Source organism: Enterobacter cloacae complex sp. P29RS, assembly GCF_014893445.1.
In the GTDB taxonomy this organism is placed as follows: domain Bacteria; phylum Pseudomonadota; class Gammaproteobacteria; order Enterobacterales; family Enterobacteriaceae; genus Enterobacter; species Enterobacter intestinihominis.
In genome coordinates, this window is the sequence record NZ_JADBPZ010000023.1 from 47,653 (window position 1) to 63,755 (window position 16,103).

At 55.0% G+C, this 16,103-nt stretch carries 14 protein-coding genes; 4 read left to right on the plus strand and 10 right to left on the minus strand.

Annotated elements, in window-relative coordinates:
* The first annotated feature begins 93 nt into the window (after positions 1–93).
* On the plus strand, positions 94–981 hold the full coding sequence (locus IM282_RS17105) for a LysR family transcriptional regulator (protein WP_022646759.1): 888 nt from the start codon (positions 94–96) through the stop codon (positions 979–981).
* Between the two features lie 512 nt (positions 982–1,493).
* Here IM282_RS17105 and IM282_RS17110 read toward each other — a convergent pair.
* The 4 genes from IM282_RS17110 to soxR all read right to left on the minus strand — a co-directional run bounded on the left by IM282_RS17110 (position 1,494) and on the right by soxR (position 6,381).
* Positions 1,494–3,140, minus strand: coding sequence for a Na+/H+ antiporter (locus tag IM282_RS17110; protein WP_022646758.1), 1,647 nt, complete (start codon positions 3,138–3,140; stop codon positions 1,494–1,496).
* A 153-nt stretch (positions 3,141–3,293) separates the two neighbouring features.
* Positions 3,294–4,643: a guanine/hypoxanthine transporter GhxP gene (gene ghxP / locus IM282_RS17115; protein WP_063148444.1), complete on the minus strand. Its 1,350-nt coding sequence runs from the start codon at positions 4,641–4,643 to the stop codon at positions 3,294–3,296.
* Positions 4,644–4,940: 297 nt separating this feature from the next.
* The gene (locus IM282_RS17120) at positions 4,941–5,612 is read right to left on the minus strand and encodes a glutathione S-transferase family protein (RefSeq protein WP_063148445.1); all 672 of its coding nucleotides are present in this window, start codon (positions 5,610–5,612) and stop codon (positions 4,941–4,943) included.
* Between the two features lie 310 nt (positions 5,613–5,922).
* Complete coding sequence (gene soxR / locus IM282_RS17125) at positions 5,923–6,381, minus strand: redox-sensitive transcriptional activator SoxR (protein WP_003860275.1); 459 nt, start codon at positions 6,379–6,381, stop codon at positions 5,923–5,925.
* A 98-nt stretch (positions 6,382–6,479) separates the two neighbouring features.
* Between soxR and soxS the strand changes: the two genes are divergently transcribed.
* The gene (soxS, locus tag IM282_RS17130; RefSeq protein WP_003860277.1) at positions 6,480–6,806 is read left to right on the plus strand and encodes a superoxide response transcriptional regulator SoxS; all 327 of its coding nucleotides are present in this window, start codon (positions 6,480–6,482) and stop codon (positions 6,804–6,806) included.
* Positions 6,807–6,812: 6 nt separating this feature from the next.
* On the opposite strand, the gene IM282_RS17135 is transcribed toward soxS, so the two are convergent.
* Together IM282_RS17135 and IM282_RS17140 are read right to left on the minus strand one after the other, a co-directional pair.
* Positions 6,813–8,378, minus strand: coding sequence for an EAL domain-containing protein (locus IM282_RS17135; RefSeq protein WP_023299098.1), 1,566 nt, complete (start codon positions 8,376–8,378; stop codon positions 6,813–6,815).
* Between the two features lie 265 nt (positions 8,379–8,643).
* Positions 8,644–10,044: a sensor domain-containing diguanylate cyclase gene (locus IM282_RS17140; protein ID WP_032676709.1), complete on the minus strand. Its 1,401-nt coding sequence runs from the start codon at positions 10,042–10,044 to the stop codon at positions 8,644–8,646.
* Between the two features lie 441 nt (positions 10,045–10,485).
* Between IM282_RS17140 and IM282_RS17145 the strand changes: the two genes are divergently transcribed.
* Positions 10,486–10,767, plus strand: coding sequence for a YjcB family protein (locus IM282_RS17145; protein WP_022646751.1), 282 nt, complete (start codon positions 10,486–10,488; stop codon positions 10,765–10,767).
* 60 nt (positions 10,768–10,827) lie between these two features.
* On the opposite strand, the gene ssb1 is transcribed toward IM282_RS17145, so the two are convergent.
* A complete protein-coding gene (gene ssb1, locus IM282_RS17150) occupies positions 10,828–11,352 on the minus strand; it encodes a single-stranded DNA-binding protein SSB1 (RefSeq protein WP_192970660.1) in 525 nt (174 codons plus the stop codon).
* A gap of 251 nt (positions 11,353–11,603) precedes the next feature.
* Between ssb1 and uvrA the strand changes: the two genes are divergently transcribed.
* Complete coding sequence (gene uvrA / locus IM282_RS17155; protein WP_003860287.1) at positions 11,604–14,426, plus strand: excinuclease ABC subunit UvrA; 2,823 nt, start codon at positions 11,604–11,606, stop codon at positions 14,424–14,426.
* A 3-nt stretch (positions 14,427–14,429) separates the two neighbouring features.
* Here the strand turns inward: uvrA and IM282_RS17160 are convergent, their stop codons facing one another.
* From IM282_RS17160 to aphA, 3 genes are all read right to left on the minus strand, one after another.
* Positions 14,430–14,783, minus strand: a complete 354-nt coding sequence (locus tag IM282_RS17160; protein ID WP_006810472.1) for an MmcQ/YjbR family DNA-binding protein — start codon at positions 14,781–14,783, stop codon at positions 14,430–14,432.
* A gap of 2 nt (positions 14,784–14,785) precedes the next feature.
* Positions 14,786–15,202 (minus strand): secondary thiamine-phosphate synthase enzyme YjbQ, encoded by a 417-nt coding sequence (locus IM282_RS17165; protein ID WP_023305263.1) that lies wholly within the window; start codon positions 15,200–15,202, stop codon positions 14,786–14,788.
* 112 nt (positions 15,203–15,314) lie between these two features.
* Complete coding sequence (gene aphA / locus IM282_RS17170; protein WP_048966216.1) at positions 15,315–16,028, minus strand: acid phosphatase AphA; 714 nt, start codon at positions 16,026–16,028, stop codon at positions 15,315–15,317.
* Between the last annotated feature and the right edge of the window lie 75 nt (positions 16,029–16,103).

Sequence of the window (16,103 nt, forward strand, 5' to 3'; positions counted from 1 at the left end):
CCTCAGAAATGAGACGAGGCGCCAGTATAGTGAGCGTACGGTATCGACTGAAATGAATTAAAATCATCGAAGGTATAGTTTCGAGGAATAATCATGGACATAAGAACGCTGCGCTATTTTGTCGAGGTGGTTCGCCAGCAAAGTTTTACCCGCGCAGCGGAGAAGTTATTCGTAACCCAGCCTACCATCAGTAAGATGCTGAAAAACCTCGAAGATGAGCTGAACTGTACCCTGCTGATCCGCGACGGACGCAAGCTGCTGCTGACCGATACCGGTCGCGTGGTGTTCGAGCGCGGGCTGGCAATTCTGGCGGAGTTCCGCCAACTGGAGGCCGAGCTTGGGGACATCAACCACCTGACAAAAGGGCTGCTGCGGCTCGGCATTCCGCCGATGGTCGGCATGATGATGGCCGGGCCGATTAGCCTGTTTCGCCAGCGCTATCCCGGCGTTGAGCTAAAAATCTCTGAGTTTGGCGGCCTGACCGTGCAGCAGGCGGTGATGAACGGTGAACTGGACGTGGCCATGACGGCCCTTCCCGTGGAAGAAGAGAGCGGGCTGGCAACGCTGCCGCTGTTCAGCCACCCGCTGTGCGTGCTGGTGCCGCGCTCCGGCGACTGGCTGAAGATTGAATCAGTAAAACCCGAGCTGCTCGGCGAACACCCGCTGCTGATTTACAACGAAGATTTCGCCTTAAGCCGCCAGCTGATGGCGCTGTTTAACCAGCACAACGTAAAGCCGCGCATTGCGGTGCGCAGCGGCCAGTGGGATTTTCTGGCAGCGATGGTACAGGCGGGCGTGGGGATAGCCATTCTGCCGCAGCCGATCTGCGAGCGGCTGGATAAAAACACGCTGCGCTGGATCCCGCTGGAGAGCGATCTGCACTGGCAGTTAGGGATGATCTGGCGTGAAGGGGTGTATCTGTCGCACAGCGCACAGGCGTGGTTGCAATGCTGTGAGGGGTTTTGGGTACCCTCACCCTAACCCTCTCCCATAGGGCTGAGGGTTCCCCACAAATTAATGCGAGCACTGAGCAATCCCCTCGCCCCTCCGGGGAGAGGGTGAGGGTGAGGGGAACATACGGCGGTGGTGGTCATTCCGTTCACTTTATGTTCCTTGCTACTCTGTAACGACATGACCGGTGAACGTGCCAGGGTGGCTCAGTCGCCACCACCCTGGCGACCCGGGCTCCCGGCGGTAAATCGCCGCTTCGCGGTGCCCTCGGCTTATTCCTTCCGGCTTATCGGGTACGGGCGGAGGCAACGTCCCTGTAAAGCCGCCCTCTCGGCGCATCCCTGCGCCTCGCCCCGGCCTGCAGGAAACGCCTCAGCGATTTACAGCCGGACCAGGGCATCGCTGACAGCCCTCAGCCATTTAGAAAGCAACTTTATTGCTTCTGCATAAAAAAATTACTGGGGATCCCTCAGCCCATAGGGAGAGGGAACCGATCGAGCACGTAGGCCCGGTAAGCGCAGCGCCACCGGGCAATTACAGCGCTACTGATTCTCTATCAACAACGCTTCCAGCAGATCCAGATCGTGCAGCAGCTTTTGCAGCGTCTCGTTGCTGATCTGCCGCGTCGCGCGCAGGTGATACAGCTCGGCACGCTCGGAGCGCAGCGCCGCCAGGCGGAAACGGCGCTCGAGGTTCTCTTCCTGCAACGAACTTTCCACGTCGTTACGTCCGTCAGCACGGCGACGCAAATTACCGATCACGCGTGAACTGACTTCCTTCAGCAGCTGGTTATCAATGTTCTCTTCGGCATCGGCGGCCAGACGCTCCTCCATCTTCTCGATGGCGACAATCGCCACTTCCGCCGTCGCCGCACGGGCAATCCGCTCTTCCTTATGCTGCTGCGAGGTGTCACCCGCATCAATATGCTGCAGCAGAATCGGCAGCATAATTACGCCGACAAACAGGGAGAAGAGGATCACGCCCGCCGCCAGGAACACCAGCTCGTAGCGCGCCGGGAAGACGTCGCCCGTCGGCAGAAGCAGAGGAATGGAGAGCACACCAGCAAGGGTGATCGCCCCGCGAACGCCCGCGAAAGAGGCAATCAGCAGCTCGCGCGTGGTCCAGGAGCCGAACTCCATCGGCTTTTTGGTCAGGAAGCGAACGCTGAACTTCTTCATCGTCCACAGCCAGCCGAAACGCACCAGCATCAGCGAAAGGTAGATGAGTACGATATCGGTAAACAGCATCCACACTTCAACGTTTGGATCCGCTTCGGCCGCGATCAGCGAAGATTCCATAATGCCCGGCAGTTGCAGGCCCAACAGCAGGAACACCATGCCGTTAAAGACAAACTCGAGCATCGCCCAGGTACTGTTCGCGCGAAGACGCATCGCCAGCGGCGCCCGGCGCATCACGCCGGAGCGGGTGATGGTCATCCCCGCGGCTACCGCCGCCAGAATGCCCGACACGCCGATATGTTCGGCAATCAGGTAAGAGGCGAACGGCAGCAGGAACAGCAGGACGATCTGCGTCGCCGGTTCATCGCCGCCCCAGCGGCTGAGGAAGCGCAGCGAACGACCGTACAGCCAGCTTACAACAAAGCCTGCGAGGATACCGCCAATCGCCACCTTGAAGAATTCGAGGGTTGCACCGCCGACGGTAAAGACCATGGTGCCCATGGCTACCGCCACGGCAAACTTCAGGGCGACCAGGCCGGAAGCGTCGTTCATCAGCGCCTCGCCCTGCAAAATGCCCATGATTTTCTTAGGAATGCGCCCTTCGCCCACAATGCCGGACAGCGCCACGGCGTCGGTCGGCGACAGCACGGCAGCCAGCGCAAAGGCGGGTATAAGCGGGATCCCCGGTACGGCCCAGTAGATCAGGAAACCAATCCCGACCACGGTAACGACCACCAGCGCCAGCGCCAGACCGAAGATCTCTCGCCCGTGCTCAAGAAATTCGCGCGTCGGCGTTTTCCAGCCATCGGCAAACAGCAGCGGCGGGATAAACAGCACGAGGAACAGTTCCGGATCGAACTCCACGTGCAGACCGAACGTCGGCCACGCCAGCAGCGCGCCGATAGCTATTTGCATTAAAGGCAGGGGGACCTGGAAGGGCAGTACGCGTGTAACCACCCCGGATAATGAGACCACAAGGGTCATGATGAGTATTGTGAAGAAAATTTCCATGCGTTCCCTGTTTGCTGTGTTTCTTTTTAAGCCAAACCTGAGGCGTCGTGCCTCTTATTCTATCCTCTCCAGAGTAACGTAAAAGACAACGGGATGAGTCCTGAAAATAAAAACGGGCGGCCTGAGCCACCCGTTTTCGCATCAATGGATAACTTAAATTGCCCAGCCGCCCGCGTAGAACGCCACCAGCGCAACGGCGATGACAACGGTACCGATGTTCAGCTTGCGCCACTCACCGGAGACCAGACGCCCAATCACCAGCGAGGCGAAACCGATCATAATGCCGGTCACGATGTTACAGGTCAGCACGATAAAGACCGCGGTGATCAGACCGGACATGGCATCAACAAAGTCAGCAAAGTCGATTTTCGCCACGTTGCTCAGCATCAGCAGGCCGACGTACATCAGCGCAGGTGCGGTCGCGTAAGCTGGCACCAGATAAGAGAGCGGAGAGAGGAACAGGATCAGCAGGAACAGTACGCCAACGGTAATAGCCGTCAGGCCGGTTTTGCCGCCTGCCGCCGTACCCGCTGCGGACTCAATGTACACTGCCGCTGGCGCTGCACCCACCAGGCCAGAGAAAACGCTGCTCAGGGAGTCGGTGGTCAGCGCTTTGCCGCCGTCAATGATCTGGCCGTCTTTGTCCAGCAGGTTAGCCTGCCCCGCCACCGCGCGGATGGTCCCGGTGGCGTCAAACACCGCGGTCATTACCAGCGCCAGCACGCTTGGCAGGATCACCGGGTTCAGCGCGCCCACAATATCCAGGCTGCCAATCAGGGAGTTACCGTTGTCATCGCTCAGCGACGGCATGGCGAAAATCCCGGAGAAATGAACGGACGGGTCGAAGATCAGACCGACGATGGACACGCCGATAATGGTCAGCAGAATGCCGCCCGGCACTTTCAATTTTTCCAGGCCAATGATCACCGCCAGACCCACCAGCGACATGATCACCGGGAAGCTCGCGAAGTTACCCAGCGCAACCGGCAGGCCGTCCAGCGGGTTCTTGATGACCAGACCCACGCCGTTGGCGGCGATCAGCAGCAGGAACAGGCCGATGCCGATACCGGTGCCGTGCGCCACGCCCTGCGGCAGGTTGCGCAAAATCCAGCTACGGATGCCGGTAGCAGAGATCACGGTGAACAGTACACCCATCAGGAACACCGCGCCGAGCGCTACCGGGACGCTGATATGCTGGCCCAGCACCAGGCTGAAGGCGGTAAACGCGGTCAGGGAGATGGCGCACCCGATCGCCAGCGGCAGGTTCGCCCACAGGCCCATCACAATCGAACCCACACCCGCAACCAGGCAGGTGGCAACGAAGACCGCCGCTGGCGGGAAACCGGCTTTGCCGAGCATGCCCGGCACCACGATGACGGAGTACACCATCGCCAGAAACGTCGTCAGACCGGCAACAACTTCCTGGCGCACGGTGCTGCCGCGAGCAGAAATTTTAAACATGGCGTCAAGTAAACCGCCGGTACGCGCAGATGGCGTAGACATAGAAAACATCCCCTGAAAATTTTTATTGAAAGTCCGTAAGCGTGGTGGAGACTCCACTGCCAGCGAAACGTCAAATCCTTGTGCTGCGTTTGCGACGAAAGGGGCGTCACAAAAAAAGCAAACGTTTAGCTCCGCGCTTACAAAACGGGTGGTCAAATGTAGGCAAACGATTATCTAGCCTAATACCCGCCCTTTTCAACTGAACTTTCTCGTTTTTCGCTAAAATTGCCTCATGACGATGAAGAATTAAGCAGAGGATGCGCAAACGTTATCGTCCATGCGCAATTTCGTTACATTTCATCCCCCGCCGGGTATCGTCAGCGGGCCGCCTTTCGCAAGCGTTGTCTGCCAGCCCGGACGTGCCTCCACTCTCTGTTTCCACGCCGCTATGTGGTCGAGATTGTCGATGCCGCCTCTCGCCAGCAGGGCGAAGAGGGGAAAACTCATCTGGATGTCCGCCATGGTCAGCGTGTCGCCGGCAAACCAGCTGTTTTCGGCAAGATGATCGTTAATAAAGTGCGCATGCGTTTCCAGCTGGCGGTTGAGATACGCTTTTTGCACCCCCTGCCCCAGCGCCTTACCCAGCGTGCGCAGGCCAAACGGGACGGGGGGTTTGCCGAGGCTGTTAAATACCAGCTTCATTAACAGCAGCGGCATCAAAGATCCTTCGGCGTAATGCAGCCAGAAGCGATACTGCACTTTATGAGCGGGATCTAACGGTTTGAATCGTGACGCCGAATCGTACGTTTCCTGAAGATATTCCAGAATCGCGCCTGATTCAGCCAGAACCAGTCCGTTATCTTCCAGTACCGGGGATTTTCCCAGCGGATGCACTTTTTTGAGCGCGTCTGGTGCGAGCATGGTTTTTTCGCGCTGGTAGCGTACAATCTCATATGTCAGACCCAGCTCTTCCAGCGCCCAGAGGACGCGATGGGAACGAGACTGGTTAAGGTGGTGGACCGTTAGCATGATGTTCTCCGGTGATTCATACTTTTTAACTATAGAAAACTGAACAACTTCACGAAAAAAATTCGGCTAAAATCTCATCATCTCCGGTGGCAAAAACGGCGGCCGGGCATAGAATTAAAGTGTCAGTACAAACCGGAACCTCCTCCACAAGCTCGACACGAGGAGTACTGATGTCGGGGGAAACCCTCCCGTGAGCCAGCGGGATAGAGAGAAAGACAAAGACCGGAAAAAACTAAAGCGCCCTTAGTGGCGCTTTAGTTCTTTATGCTTGTTGCCGGGTGGCGGCTGCGCCTTACCCGGCACACACCTCTCAATCCTCCTCCAGCAACCGCGCCCCCGTCCCCTGCTCGCCCAACCTGTCACCCGGGTTACGCAGCGGACAATCGCTACGTGATAAACACCCGCAACCAATGCAGCCATCCAGTTCATCGCGCAGGGCTACCAGCGTGTGAATACGACGATCCAGTTCTTCTCGCCACTGGGACGACAGCTGCTTCCACTCTTTCGCGCTCAGCGAGTGTCCTTCCGGCAATACGCCGAACGCGTCGCCGATGGTAGCCAGAGGGATGCCGATACGTTGCGCAATTTTGATAATCGCCACGTAGCGGAGCACATCGCGGGTATAGCGCCGCTGGTTTCCGGCGTTACGGATACTTTTTATTAACCCTTTGCTTTCATAGAAGTGGAGCGCCGACACCGCCACGCCGCTTCGTTTCGCCACTTCACCGGGGGTTAACAGCGCTTTGATGCGCGGTAATCTCTTTTCCATAAAACCTCTTTACCTCAAGTTAACTTGAGGAATTATACTCCCCCGCAGAGAAAACGACGAATCAACCAGGACAGATGTCTCCACAGAGGGGTAACCTTATGTCGCATCAGCAAATTATTCAGACGCTTATTGAATGGATTGATGAACATATCGACCAGCCGTTGAACATTGATGTGGTCGCTAAGAAGTCGGGCTATTCGAAATGGTATTTACAGAGAATGTTCCGCACCGTAATGCATCAAACGCTGGGTGACTACATTCGCCAGCGCAGGCTCCTGCTGGCGGCGCAGGCGTTACGCTCAACGCAGCGGCCCATTTTTGATATCGCAATGGATCTGGGCTATGTGTCGCAGCAGACCTTTTCCCGCGTCTTCCGCCGCGAGTTTGACCGTACGCCGAGCGACTACCGCCATCAGCTCAATTAATGCGTGTTAACGCAAGGGTTGCTGCTGCCAGGCCATAAATGCCTGGGGCGGCATCGCTTTCGCGAAGTGCCATCCCTGACAATACTGCACGCCACGCTTCAGCAGCCAGCTCACCTGCTCCCCCGTCTCGACTCCTTCCGCAATGGTTTTCAGCCGCAGGCTTTGCGCCATCTCAATGATGTGCTCGGCAATCAGGTGGCTGGTACTGTTGGTGGTTAAGGTATCGATAAAAGATTTGTCGATTTTCAGGATATCGACGTTCAGCGAATAGAGGTTATGCAGGTTAGAGTAGCCGGTTCCGAAATCATCAATCGCCACTTCATACCCCGCCTGGCGAAACGCCTGAATGACCGGCGTGGTTTTCGGCACGTCAATAAACCCCCGCTCCGTCACCTCAATTTTTATTTGCTGCGCGCGAACCGAGTAAAAGCGGGCTTTGTCGGAGATCAGGGCAATAAGACGCGAAGAGTGAAAATCCGACGCCGACAGGTTAATCGAGACATACAGATCGGGGTGAGCGGCAAGAAAATGGCCCAGATCGGTGAACACCTCCTCCACGACGTAATCCGTAATGCGCTCAATCATCCCCTCTTTTTCGGCCAGGGGAATAAATTCCGCCGGGCTCATAACCTGACCGTTGAATCCTGGCCAGCGCAACAACGCCTCTGCTCCCACGCACTGGTTATTTTTTATATCAATAATGGGCTGATAATGGACGCACAGCTGGCGTTTATTCAACGCCCGGTGCAGAAGTCGGCCAGGCGAATTGAATTCACGGTGTGTTCGCGACCACACCAGCAAAATAATAATGCTGCAAATCATCCCCAGCGGTAGCGTCAGAGTAGCCTGATGATAAAGCGTTTTATAAAAACGGGCATTGGAGGTTGAAACGATGGCCGCAATGGGCCTCTGCTCTGATTTTACAATCGTATAAAAACGGTCATCTTTCTGAAAAGTCGTTTCCTGATGTCGGAGCATCGAATGCAATAAAGAAATATTGGCTTTCTGACTCACAGAAAAGAATGCATTGCTGACGGTGTCATACACTCCCCACGACAGGGAACGATCGTCTGACATCACCTCACTGTACGAAAGCGGGTTGACCACTGCGACATAATTTCCGCGCTGCATATATATCATTTTATAACCATTAAAAAATGGCGTATCGCGAAAATAATAGATAGCAACGTCGGGTTTACGTGTGTAATTGGCAGCGGGGATGATGTAAGGATGATCCGGCGTAAAAAGGGTCGAGCAGAGAAAGTCCTGGCCTTCAGCATAAATTAAATCGGCAACAAAAAGGCGACCGCGGGAAACGTTCAACATATATTGACGATGCTCCGGCGTACACACTTTACCCTGATATTTTTCTGCGTCTTCCCGGGCCATATCAACCTGTTGAATAACCCGTTCAGTTTTGTTTAAAGCAAGTTCAGCAAACGTGCGCAGCTGAGCGCTGATTTCCGACACGGCTCTAAGCTGGGCAAACCATAGCGCAAGCATCACCGGCAGCATAACTACCATGATAATCCCGACCGCTTTGAGCATTTTGCGCCGCGCGCTACGATTCATTTCCCGCTCTGTATCCCTGCATGTTGTACGCCTGTAGCAATGAAGACCGGCTGCTTTGATAAACAGGTGATTACGTTGCATGAATCATGGGAAGTTAGCAACTGACTTTTGGTATTAAAAATCCTAAAATTCGTGATGCCGATAATATTTTCCCGTAAGCCAAACTAAAAGTATTCATTTCGTTTCTGATAAGGATAATAATTACCCGCGACATGTGTGGAAAATTTGTTGGCTGAAATAGCCTGCTCTTTGTTCTTATGCTGATTTATAAATAATCAGACGCCAGAACCGTTTTTCCTCTTCCCGTACGCTTGGCGTCATATAATGCCTGATCGGCACGCATCAGTATGGCAGAAGTATCCCGTTGCCCCTGACAGACTTCAACCACCCCGGCGCTGAAAGAGAGTACCAGCGTTTTATCGCCCACACGCAGCGGTTTTGAGATCAGCGCGGCACGCAGCCGGGAAGAGAGCAACGTAGCGGCCATACCATCCGTACGCGCCAGCAGAAGAACAAACTCTTCGCCTCCTACCCGTCCCAGTGCCGACCCGGCCGGGCTCACTTCGCGAATACGGTCGCAAAAGTGAATCAATGCCGCATCGCCAACCTGATGTCCCCACCGATCGTTGATCTGCTTGAAATAATCGAGATCGAACATCAGGAGACAGAAATGGCTACTGACATCCTGCGGCGAACTGGCTGCCAGCGCCATTTTGAGCCGCTGTAAAATTGTCGAGCGATTCATACAGCCCGTCAGATCGTCCGTGGTGGCTTTGACGGTCAGCTGCTGTTCTGCTTTTTTACGTTCGGTGATATCGAGGCCAATATTGAGAATGGAGTTATCCGGTAAAAGGATGTTTGACCAGAGGATGGTTAACGGCGTCCCGTCTTTACGCACCGGGTGCCATTCGTACATATCCTTAAGTGGTGCGAAACGAACCGACTCCTGCACGCGCTGTCGCTCCTCGGGATCCGGGTAAAACAGGGCCAACGGATCGGGGTGCTCGCCGATTTCAGTCATACTCCAGCCAAAGACTTTTTCGCATTCGGCGTTCCACAATACACACCGGTTATGTCTGTCAAAGGCGTTCATCAATACCGGAGCACGTTCAAATAAAGTTTTATATTGCGTGACGACGCGCTGCATCTCTTGCGCTGTTTTTTCCCGCACGATGATGTCATCAAAATAATCTTTTAGCTTCTCGACCAATACCACCACGATATTTTTCAATATCGGTAACGAGGTCAGTTTTTCATTAAAAGCCAAAAAGAAATAACCACTGCACTGTCTGCCATGCGCTGAGAGTTTACACAGCACGCCGCTTTGCAGTCGCGCATAGCCCGGGTGCTGAGGGGAAAATACCGCCCGGCCAATATGCTCTTTCCAGTAGATAACGCGCCAGGCGCGGTGATGCCGCTGCAACAGGGTGCTGGCAAGAAAATCCGCCACGTTGAAGGCGTGACACGTCACGTCGCCGGCACAAACCACGCGCGGCCCGTCTGCGGATTCGACACTGACCCACGAGAGATTTGCCCCCAGTGCGCTGTTGATGATTTCCAGCATTTCAACCGGCGAACACTGCGCGTTGAGTTGTGGCATCAGCTTCGCCAGGGCGTGCAGAGCCTGCATGCTGTCGTTAATAATCTCGCGTCTTTTTTCTTTCATTATCTTTTCGCAGGTCATTAATCGAGAGAGCAACCGCAATAACTCATATCTGAATAAAAGAATAAGACCACGAAATCAAAGAGTATGCTGAGTGTTAAAAAAGAATAAAAATCCAAAAAAAACCAAATAATTCAATGTGATGAATTATTTTTGCGGGTACATTTATTGTTCCACACAAGCATAATCCATAGACATACTGCTGTAAACGCTATACAGCCGAGGGTGTTTTGCAAAGGTTTTGCTATCTGAATGAATTAAAAATAAAAATTCCGGCTAAGCGCCGATCTGAGCGAGTACGATATATTTTCCCCGGTTATAAACCCACTTTTACCTCATACGATACTGGCGAATAAAACAGCAAATGTGATATAGTTCACACATCTTATGTAACGAGAAACATTGTTTCATTTCAGTTCGTCTGTTTTGTCGAGGATGGGTTTTATGGCAACCATTACCACCAGCATGGTGCTCCTGCGCTGGCCGTTGTTGAGCGCGGTTTTGATGTTCCTGGCCAGCACGTTAAACATACAGTTCCGAAAGTCCGACTACGCAGGTCTTGCTGTGATTAGCACCCTGTTAGGGTTGGGTGCCGCATGCTGGTTCGCGACAGGTTTGCTCGGCATTACGCTGGTGGATATGGCCGCCGTCTGGGAAAACATTAAAGTGGTGATGGTTGAAGCCATGAGCCACACTCCGCCAGACTGGCCGATGGTGATTACCTGATAGCCTGTTATAAAAAACCCAGACATTGTCTGGGTTTTTTGTGTTTCACGCGTCTGGATATCAGAACGGGATATCGTCGTCGAAGTCCATTGGCGGTTCGTTAGACGGTGCCGAAGCAGACTGCTGCTGAGGACGAGACTGCGCGCCGCCGCTGAACTGATTGCCGCCCTGAGGCTGTTGAGGCTGACCCCAACCGCCCTGCTGCTGGCCGCCACCTGCCGGTGCGCCACCGCCCTGACGACCACCCAGCATCTGCATGGTGCCGCCTACGTTGACCACCACTTCCGTGGTGTATTTTTCCTGACCGGATTGATCGGTCCATTTGCGGGTACGCAGCTGGCCTTCGATATAGACCTGAGAACCCTTACGCAGATACTCACCGGCCACTTCAGCCAGTTTGCCAAACAGCACAACGCGGTGCCATTCGGTCTGCTCTTTCATTTCACCGGTCGCTTTATCACGCCAGGATTCGGAAGTAGCCAGCGTAATGTTGGCAACTGCGCCACCACTCGGCATGTAGCGTACTTCCGGGTCCTGGCCCAGATTACCGACGAGAATCACCTTGTTTACGCCTCTGCTGGCCATGTTCGTGTCTCCTGAATACGTTTCTTAATAGTGTAAACGCGCGAGTGTACCATTTCCATGCGACACTTTGATAGTTGCGTAGCATGTTCCAGAGTTCTCTCGCGGACTCGACATTGTTACACAGTGAATCAGAAAATGCATTCCAATACTGTATATTCAAACAGGTCATTTTGTGTCATAATTAGCCGTTTCTGACAGCCGTTTGTCCTTCAAACAAATCAGGCAATCCGTGTTCCAACCGGGAAAGGTGAATGGATAAGATCGAAGTTCGGGGCGCCCGCACCCACAATCTCAAGAATATCAACCTCATAATCCCTCGCGACAAACTCATCGTCGTGACCGGGCTTTCGGGGTCTGGCAAATCCTCACTGGCTTTCGACACTTTGTATGCCGAAGGACAGCGTCGTTACGTTGAATCGCTCTCGGCGTACGCGCGTCAGTTCCTGTCGCTGATGGAAAAACCGGATGTCGACCACATTGAAGGGTTGTCTCCTGCTATCTCCATTGAGCAGAAATCCACATCGCATAACCCGCGTTCTACGGTCGGTACCATTACCGAAATCCATGACTACCTGCGTCTACTGTATGCGCGCGTGGGCGAGCCGCGTTGTCCGGATCATGACGTTCCGCTGGCGGCCCAGACCGTCAGCCAGATGGTGGATAACGTGCTGTCTCAGCCGGAAGGCAAACGCCTGATGCTGCTGGCGCCAATCATTAAAGAGCGTAAGGGTGAACACACCAAAACGCTGGAAAACCTGGCAAGCCAGGGCTATATCCGCGCCCGTATCGATGGCGAAGTGTGTGACCTGTCCGATCCGCCAAAGCTGGAGCTGCAAAAGAAACACACCATCGAAGTGGTGATTGACCGCTTTAAGGTACGTGAAGATCTGGCGACGCGTCTGGCGGAATCCTTTGAAACGGCGCTGGAACTGTCGGGCGGCACGGCGGTGGTGTCAGACATGGACGATGCGAAAGCGGAAGAGCTGCTCTTCTCCGCTAACTTCGCCTGCCCGATTTGCGGCTACAGCATGCGCGAGCTGGAACCGCGCCTGTTCTCGTTCAACAACCCAGCGGGCGCGTGCCCGACCTGTGACGGCCTCGGCGTTCAGCAATATTTCGACCCGGACCGCGTGATCCAGAACCCGGAGCTGTCGCTGGCGGGTGGCGCCATTCGCGGCTGGGATAAGCGTAATTTTTACTACTTCCAGATGCTGAAATCGCTGGCAGAGCACTATAAGTTCGACGTTGAAGCCCCGTGGGCCAGCCTGAGCGCGAACGTACATAAAGTGATCCTGTTCGGTTCCGGCAAAGAGAACATCGAGTTCAAGTACATGAACGATCGCGGTGACACTTCCGTGCGTCGCCACCCGTTCGAAGGGGTGCTGCACAACATGGAGCGCCGCTACAAAGAGACCGAATCCAGCGCGGTGCGTGAGGAGCTGGCGAAGTTCATCAGCAACCGCTCCTGCGCCACCTGCGAGGGTACACGTCTGCGTCGCGAAGCGCGTCACGTGTTTGTCGAAAACACGGCGCTGCCGACCATCTCAGACATGAGCATCGGCCACGCGATGGACTTCTTCAACAACCTGAAGCTCTCCGGCCAGCGCGCGAAAATCGCCGAAAAAGTGCTGAAAGAGATCGGCGATCGCCTCAAGTTCCTCGTGAACGTCGGCCTGAACTACCTGACGCTTTCCCGATCGGCTGAAACGCTCTCCGGCGGTGAAGCCCAGCGTATCCGTCTGGCGAGCCAGATTGGCGCGGGCTTAGTCGGCGTGATGTACGTACTGGATGAGCCGTCTATCGGCCTGCACCAGCGCGACAACGAACGCCTGCTCGGCACGCTGGTTCACCTGCGTAACCTTGGCAACACGGTGATTGTGGTTGAGCACGACGAAGACGCCATTCGCGCCGCAGACCACGTGATCGACATCGGCCCGGGCGCTGGCGTGCACGGCGGACAGGTGGTGGCAGAAGGGACGCTGAAAGACATTATGGCGGTGCCCGAGTCGCTGACCGGCCAGTACATGAGCGGCAAGCGCAAAATTGAAGTGCCAAAACAGCGCGTGGCGGCGAACCCGGAAAAAGTGCTGAAGCTAACCGGGGCGCGCGGCAACAACCTGAAAGACGTGACCCTGACGCTGCCTGTCGGGCTGTTTACCTGCATCACCGGCGTGTCCGGTTCCGGTAAATCGACGCTGATCAACGATACGCTGTTCCCGATTGCGCAGACGGCGCTGAACGGCGCGACGCTGGCCGAGCCTGCACCGTACCGCGACATTCAGGGGCTGGAGCATTTCGACAAGGTTATCGATATCGATCAGAGCCCGATTGGCCGCACCCCACGTTCCAACCCGGCGACCTATACTGGCGTCTTTACGCCCGTCCGTGAACTCTTCGCGGGTGTACCGGAAGCGCGTTCGCGCGGCTACACGCCAGGACGTTTCAGCTTTAACGTGCGCGGCGGCCGCTGTGAAGCGTGCCAGGGCGACGGCGTAATCAAGGTTGAGATGCACTTCCTGCCGGATATCTACGTGCCGTGCGACCAGTGTAAAGGCAAGCGCTATAACCGCGAAACGCTGGAGATTAAGTACAAAGGCAAGACCATCCACGAAGTGCTGGATATGACTATCGAAGAGGCGCGCGAGTTCTTTGACGCCGTCCCTGCGCTGGCGCGTAAGCTGCAAACCCTGATGGATGTTGGTCTGACCTATATCCGTCTGGGGCAGTCAGCGACAACGCTGTCCGGTGGTGAAGCGCAGCGCGTGAAGCTGGCGCGTGAGCTGTCCAAACGCGGAACCGGTCAGACGCTGTATATTCTGGACGAGCCGACCACCGGCCTGCATTTTGCGGATATCCAGCAGCTGCTGGACGTGCTGCACCAGCTGCGCGATCAGGGCAACACCATCGTGGTGATTGAGCACAACCTGGACGTGATTAAAACCGCGGACTGGATTGTCGATCTCGGCCCGGAAGGCGGCAGCGGCGGCGGTGAAATCCTCGTCTCCGGTACGCCAGAGACCGTTGCAGAGTGCGAAGCCTCGCACACCGCGCGCTTCCTTAAACCGTTGCTGTAATCGTTACACGGAGAGCTGCTGTCGGATCGTTTCCGGCAGCAGTTCTACCGCCTGTTGATACGACGCATCTACCAGGTAGTAAATTTGCGAATCTGGCAGCGAGCCGTCGAGAAACACCGTACTCCAGTGTGCTTTATTCAGATGCTTGCTTGGCCTGACATCATCGTGCTGCTGGCGCAGTAAGTCGGCCAGTTCAGGACTGGTTTTCAGCGATGCCGCAGGACGTCCCTCCACCTCTTTTACCATCGCGAACAACACATCACCCACTTTGATCTGCGTGGCTTTCCAGTCGCTGTGAACGCTCTGTTCTGCGCCCGGCTTGCTCATGCAGTACTGAAGTATCTCCGAAATTGTCATCTTTATTCCCCTTGTAGCGTTGCGATAATTTTACGCGAACCACCGTGAATGCGATGTTCTCCCAGCCAGATCCCCTGCCACGTTCCCAGCAGCAGCCGTCCGTTGTGGACCGGCAGCATCAACGAGACCCCCAGCAAAGAGGATTTGATGTGCGAAGGCATATCATCCGCCCCCTCGTAATCATGGTCATACGGGGCGTTATCCGGGACGGTTTTCAGAAAATGCCGCTCCATGTCAGACCGGACGGTGGGATCGCAATTTTCATTGAGCGTGAGAGAAGCAGACGTGTGCTGAAGCAGCAGATGCAGCAAACCCGTTTTGACGCGCGACAGGTCGCGGATTTGCCCGATGACTTCGTCCGTCACCAGGTGAAATCCGCGTGGTTTTGCGCTTAAGGTCAGGGTCTGTTGATACCACATGTGCTGCTCCGTGTTGAAAGATGAATCTTTCTAAGTGTGCAGCAAGAAAGCGAAAGGTAAAACCCGCGCGGCGAGATTTGCTTAAAAAAGCATTCACCCCGCCGTTAATGCATCAGTATTCGGAGTTAACGATCACCTCTTCACCAAATTTTCCGGCCATTGGCAGCGGCCGGTAGGTGGAGTTCGAGGCGCGTAACACCCGGATGCCTCTGGCTCCCACATCGTGCGCCGCGGTGATGTCGTTATCTGAATCACCGTAGAACACCTTGATATTTTTCTTTTCCAGCCACTGGGTTTTGGTGTTTTGCCCTTCCTGGTCCCCGGCAAAAATGACCGGATTCATGCTGGCCGCCGGGATCAGAAAATCATCCTGTAGCGTTTTCGAGACGGTTTCGGTTTTGGTCTGGCTACGTCCGGTCACGAAGTAAATGCTGTCGCCGCGCTTTACGTGCATGGCGATCAGCGCGCGGGCAACCTCTTTCGGGATACTGAACTCATCCCAGCCGTTGTTCATCTTTTCCCAGAATTCCGGGTTTTTCAGATAGGCTTCGCTCTCAGGGGAGTACGTTTTTTTGCCGCGCCAGAAACCGGGACTGGAGAAGAGAACGGTATCGTCAATATCGAAGCCCACGGCCATCGGCGGGCGACCCGTCAGGCTGTTTTCGATTTGTGCCACTGAAACCCAGTGAATGGGGGCCTGTTCGGCAAGAATGGCGGCGGTGGTGCCGGTATAAAGCGGCGTGGGTGCAGAAGCCCGCGCAACAACGGTACTATTAAGCGAGAACAATAAGCAGGCGGCGCTGAGCGCCAGTGTGATCTTGCGCATGTTTTCCCCTGAATATTCAGTTTGTTATCTTTTTATTTTGAGCGGATGGTCAAAAACTATCCGACCATAACCCCA

What these genes read in the sequence shown, in the direction of transcription:
- IM282_RS17105 (WP_022646759.1), top strand. Translation starts at nt 94, where the DNA reads ATGGACATAAGAACGCTGCGCTATTTTGTCGAGGTGGTTCGCCAGCAA.
- IM282_RS17110 (WP_022646758.1), bottom strand. Translation starts at nt 3,140, where the DNA reads ATGGAAATTTTCTTCACAATACTCATCATGACCCTTGTGGTCTCATTA.
- ghxP (WP_063148444.1), bottom strand. Translation starts at nt 4,643, where the DNA reads ATGTCTACGCCATCTGCGCGTACCGGCGGTTTACTTGACGCCATGTTT.
- IM282_RS17120 (WP_063148445.1), bottom strand. Translation starts at nt 5,612, where the DNA reads ATGCTAACGGTCCACCACCTTAACCAGTCTCGTTCCCATCGCGTCCTC.
- soxR (WP_003860275.1), bottom strand. Translation starts at nt 6,381, where the DNA reads ATGGAAAAGAGATTACCGCGCATCAAAGCGCTGTTAACCCCCGGTGAA.
- soxS (WP_003860277.1), top strand. Translation starts at nt 6,480, where the DNA reads ATGTCGCATCAGCAAATTATTCAGACGCTTATTGAATGGATTGATGAA.
- IM282_RS17135 (WP_023299098.1), bottom strand. Translation starts at nt 8,378, where the DNA reads ATGAATCGTAGCGCGCGGCGCAAAATGCTCAAAGCGGTCGGGATTATC.
- IM282_RS17140 (WP_032676709.1), bottom strand. Translation starts at nt 10,044, where the DNA reads ATGAAAGAAAAAAGACGCGAGATTATTAACGACAGCATGCAGGCTCTG.
- IM282_RS17145 (WP_022646751.1), top strand. Translation starts at nt 10,486, where the DNA reads ATGGCAACCATTACCACCAGCATGGTGCTCCTGCGCTGGCCGTTGTTG.
- ssb1 (WP_192970660.1), bottom strand. Translation starts at nt 11,352, where the DNA reads ATGGCCAGCAGAGGCGTAAACAAGGTGATTCTCGTCGGTAATCTGGGC.
- uvrA (WP_003860287.1), top strand. Translation starts at nt 11,604, where the DNA reads ATGGATAAGATCGAAGTTCGGGGCGCCCGCACCCACAATCTCAAGAAT.
- IM282_RS17160 (WP_006810472.1), bottom strand. Translation starts at nt 14,783, where the DNA reads ATGACAATTTCGGAGATACTTCAGTACTGCATGAGCAAGCCGGGCGCA.
- IM282_RS17165 (WP_023305263.1), bottom strand. Translation starts at nt 15,202, where the DNA reads ATGTGGTATCAACAGACCCTGACCTTAAGCGCAAAACCACGCGGATTT.
- aphA (WP_048966216.1), bottom strand. Translation starts at nt 16,028, where the DNA reads ATGCGCAAGATCACACTGGCGCTCAGCGCCGCCTGCTTATTGTTCTCG.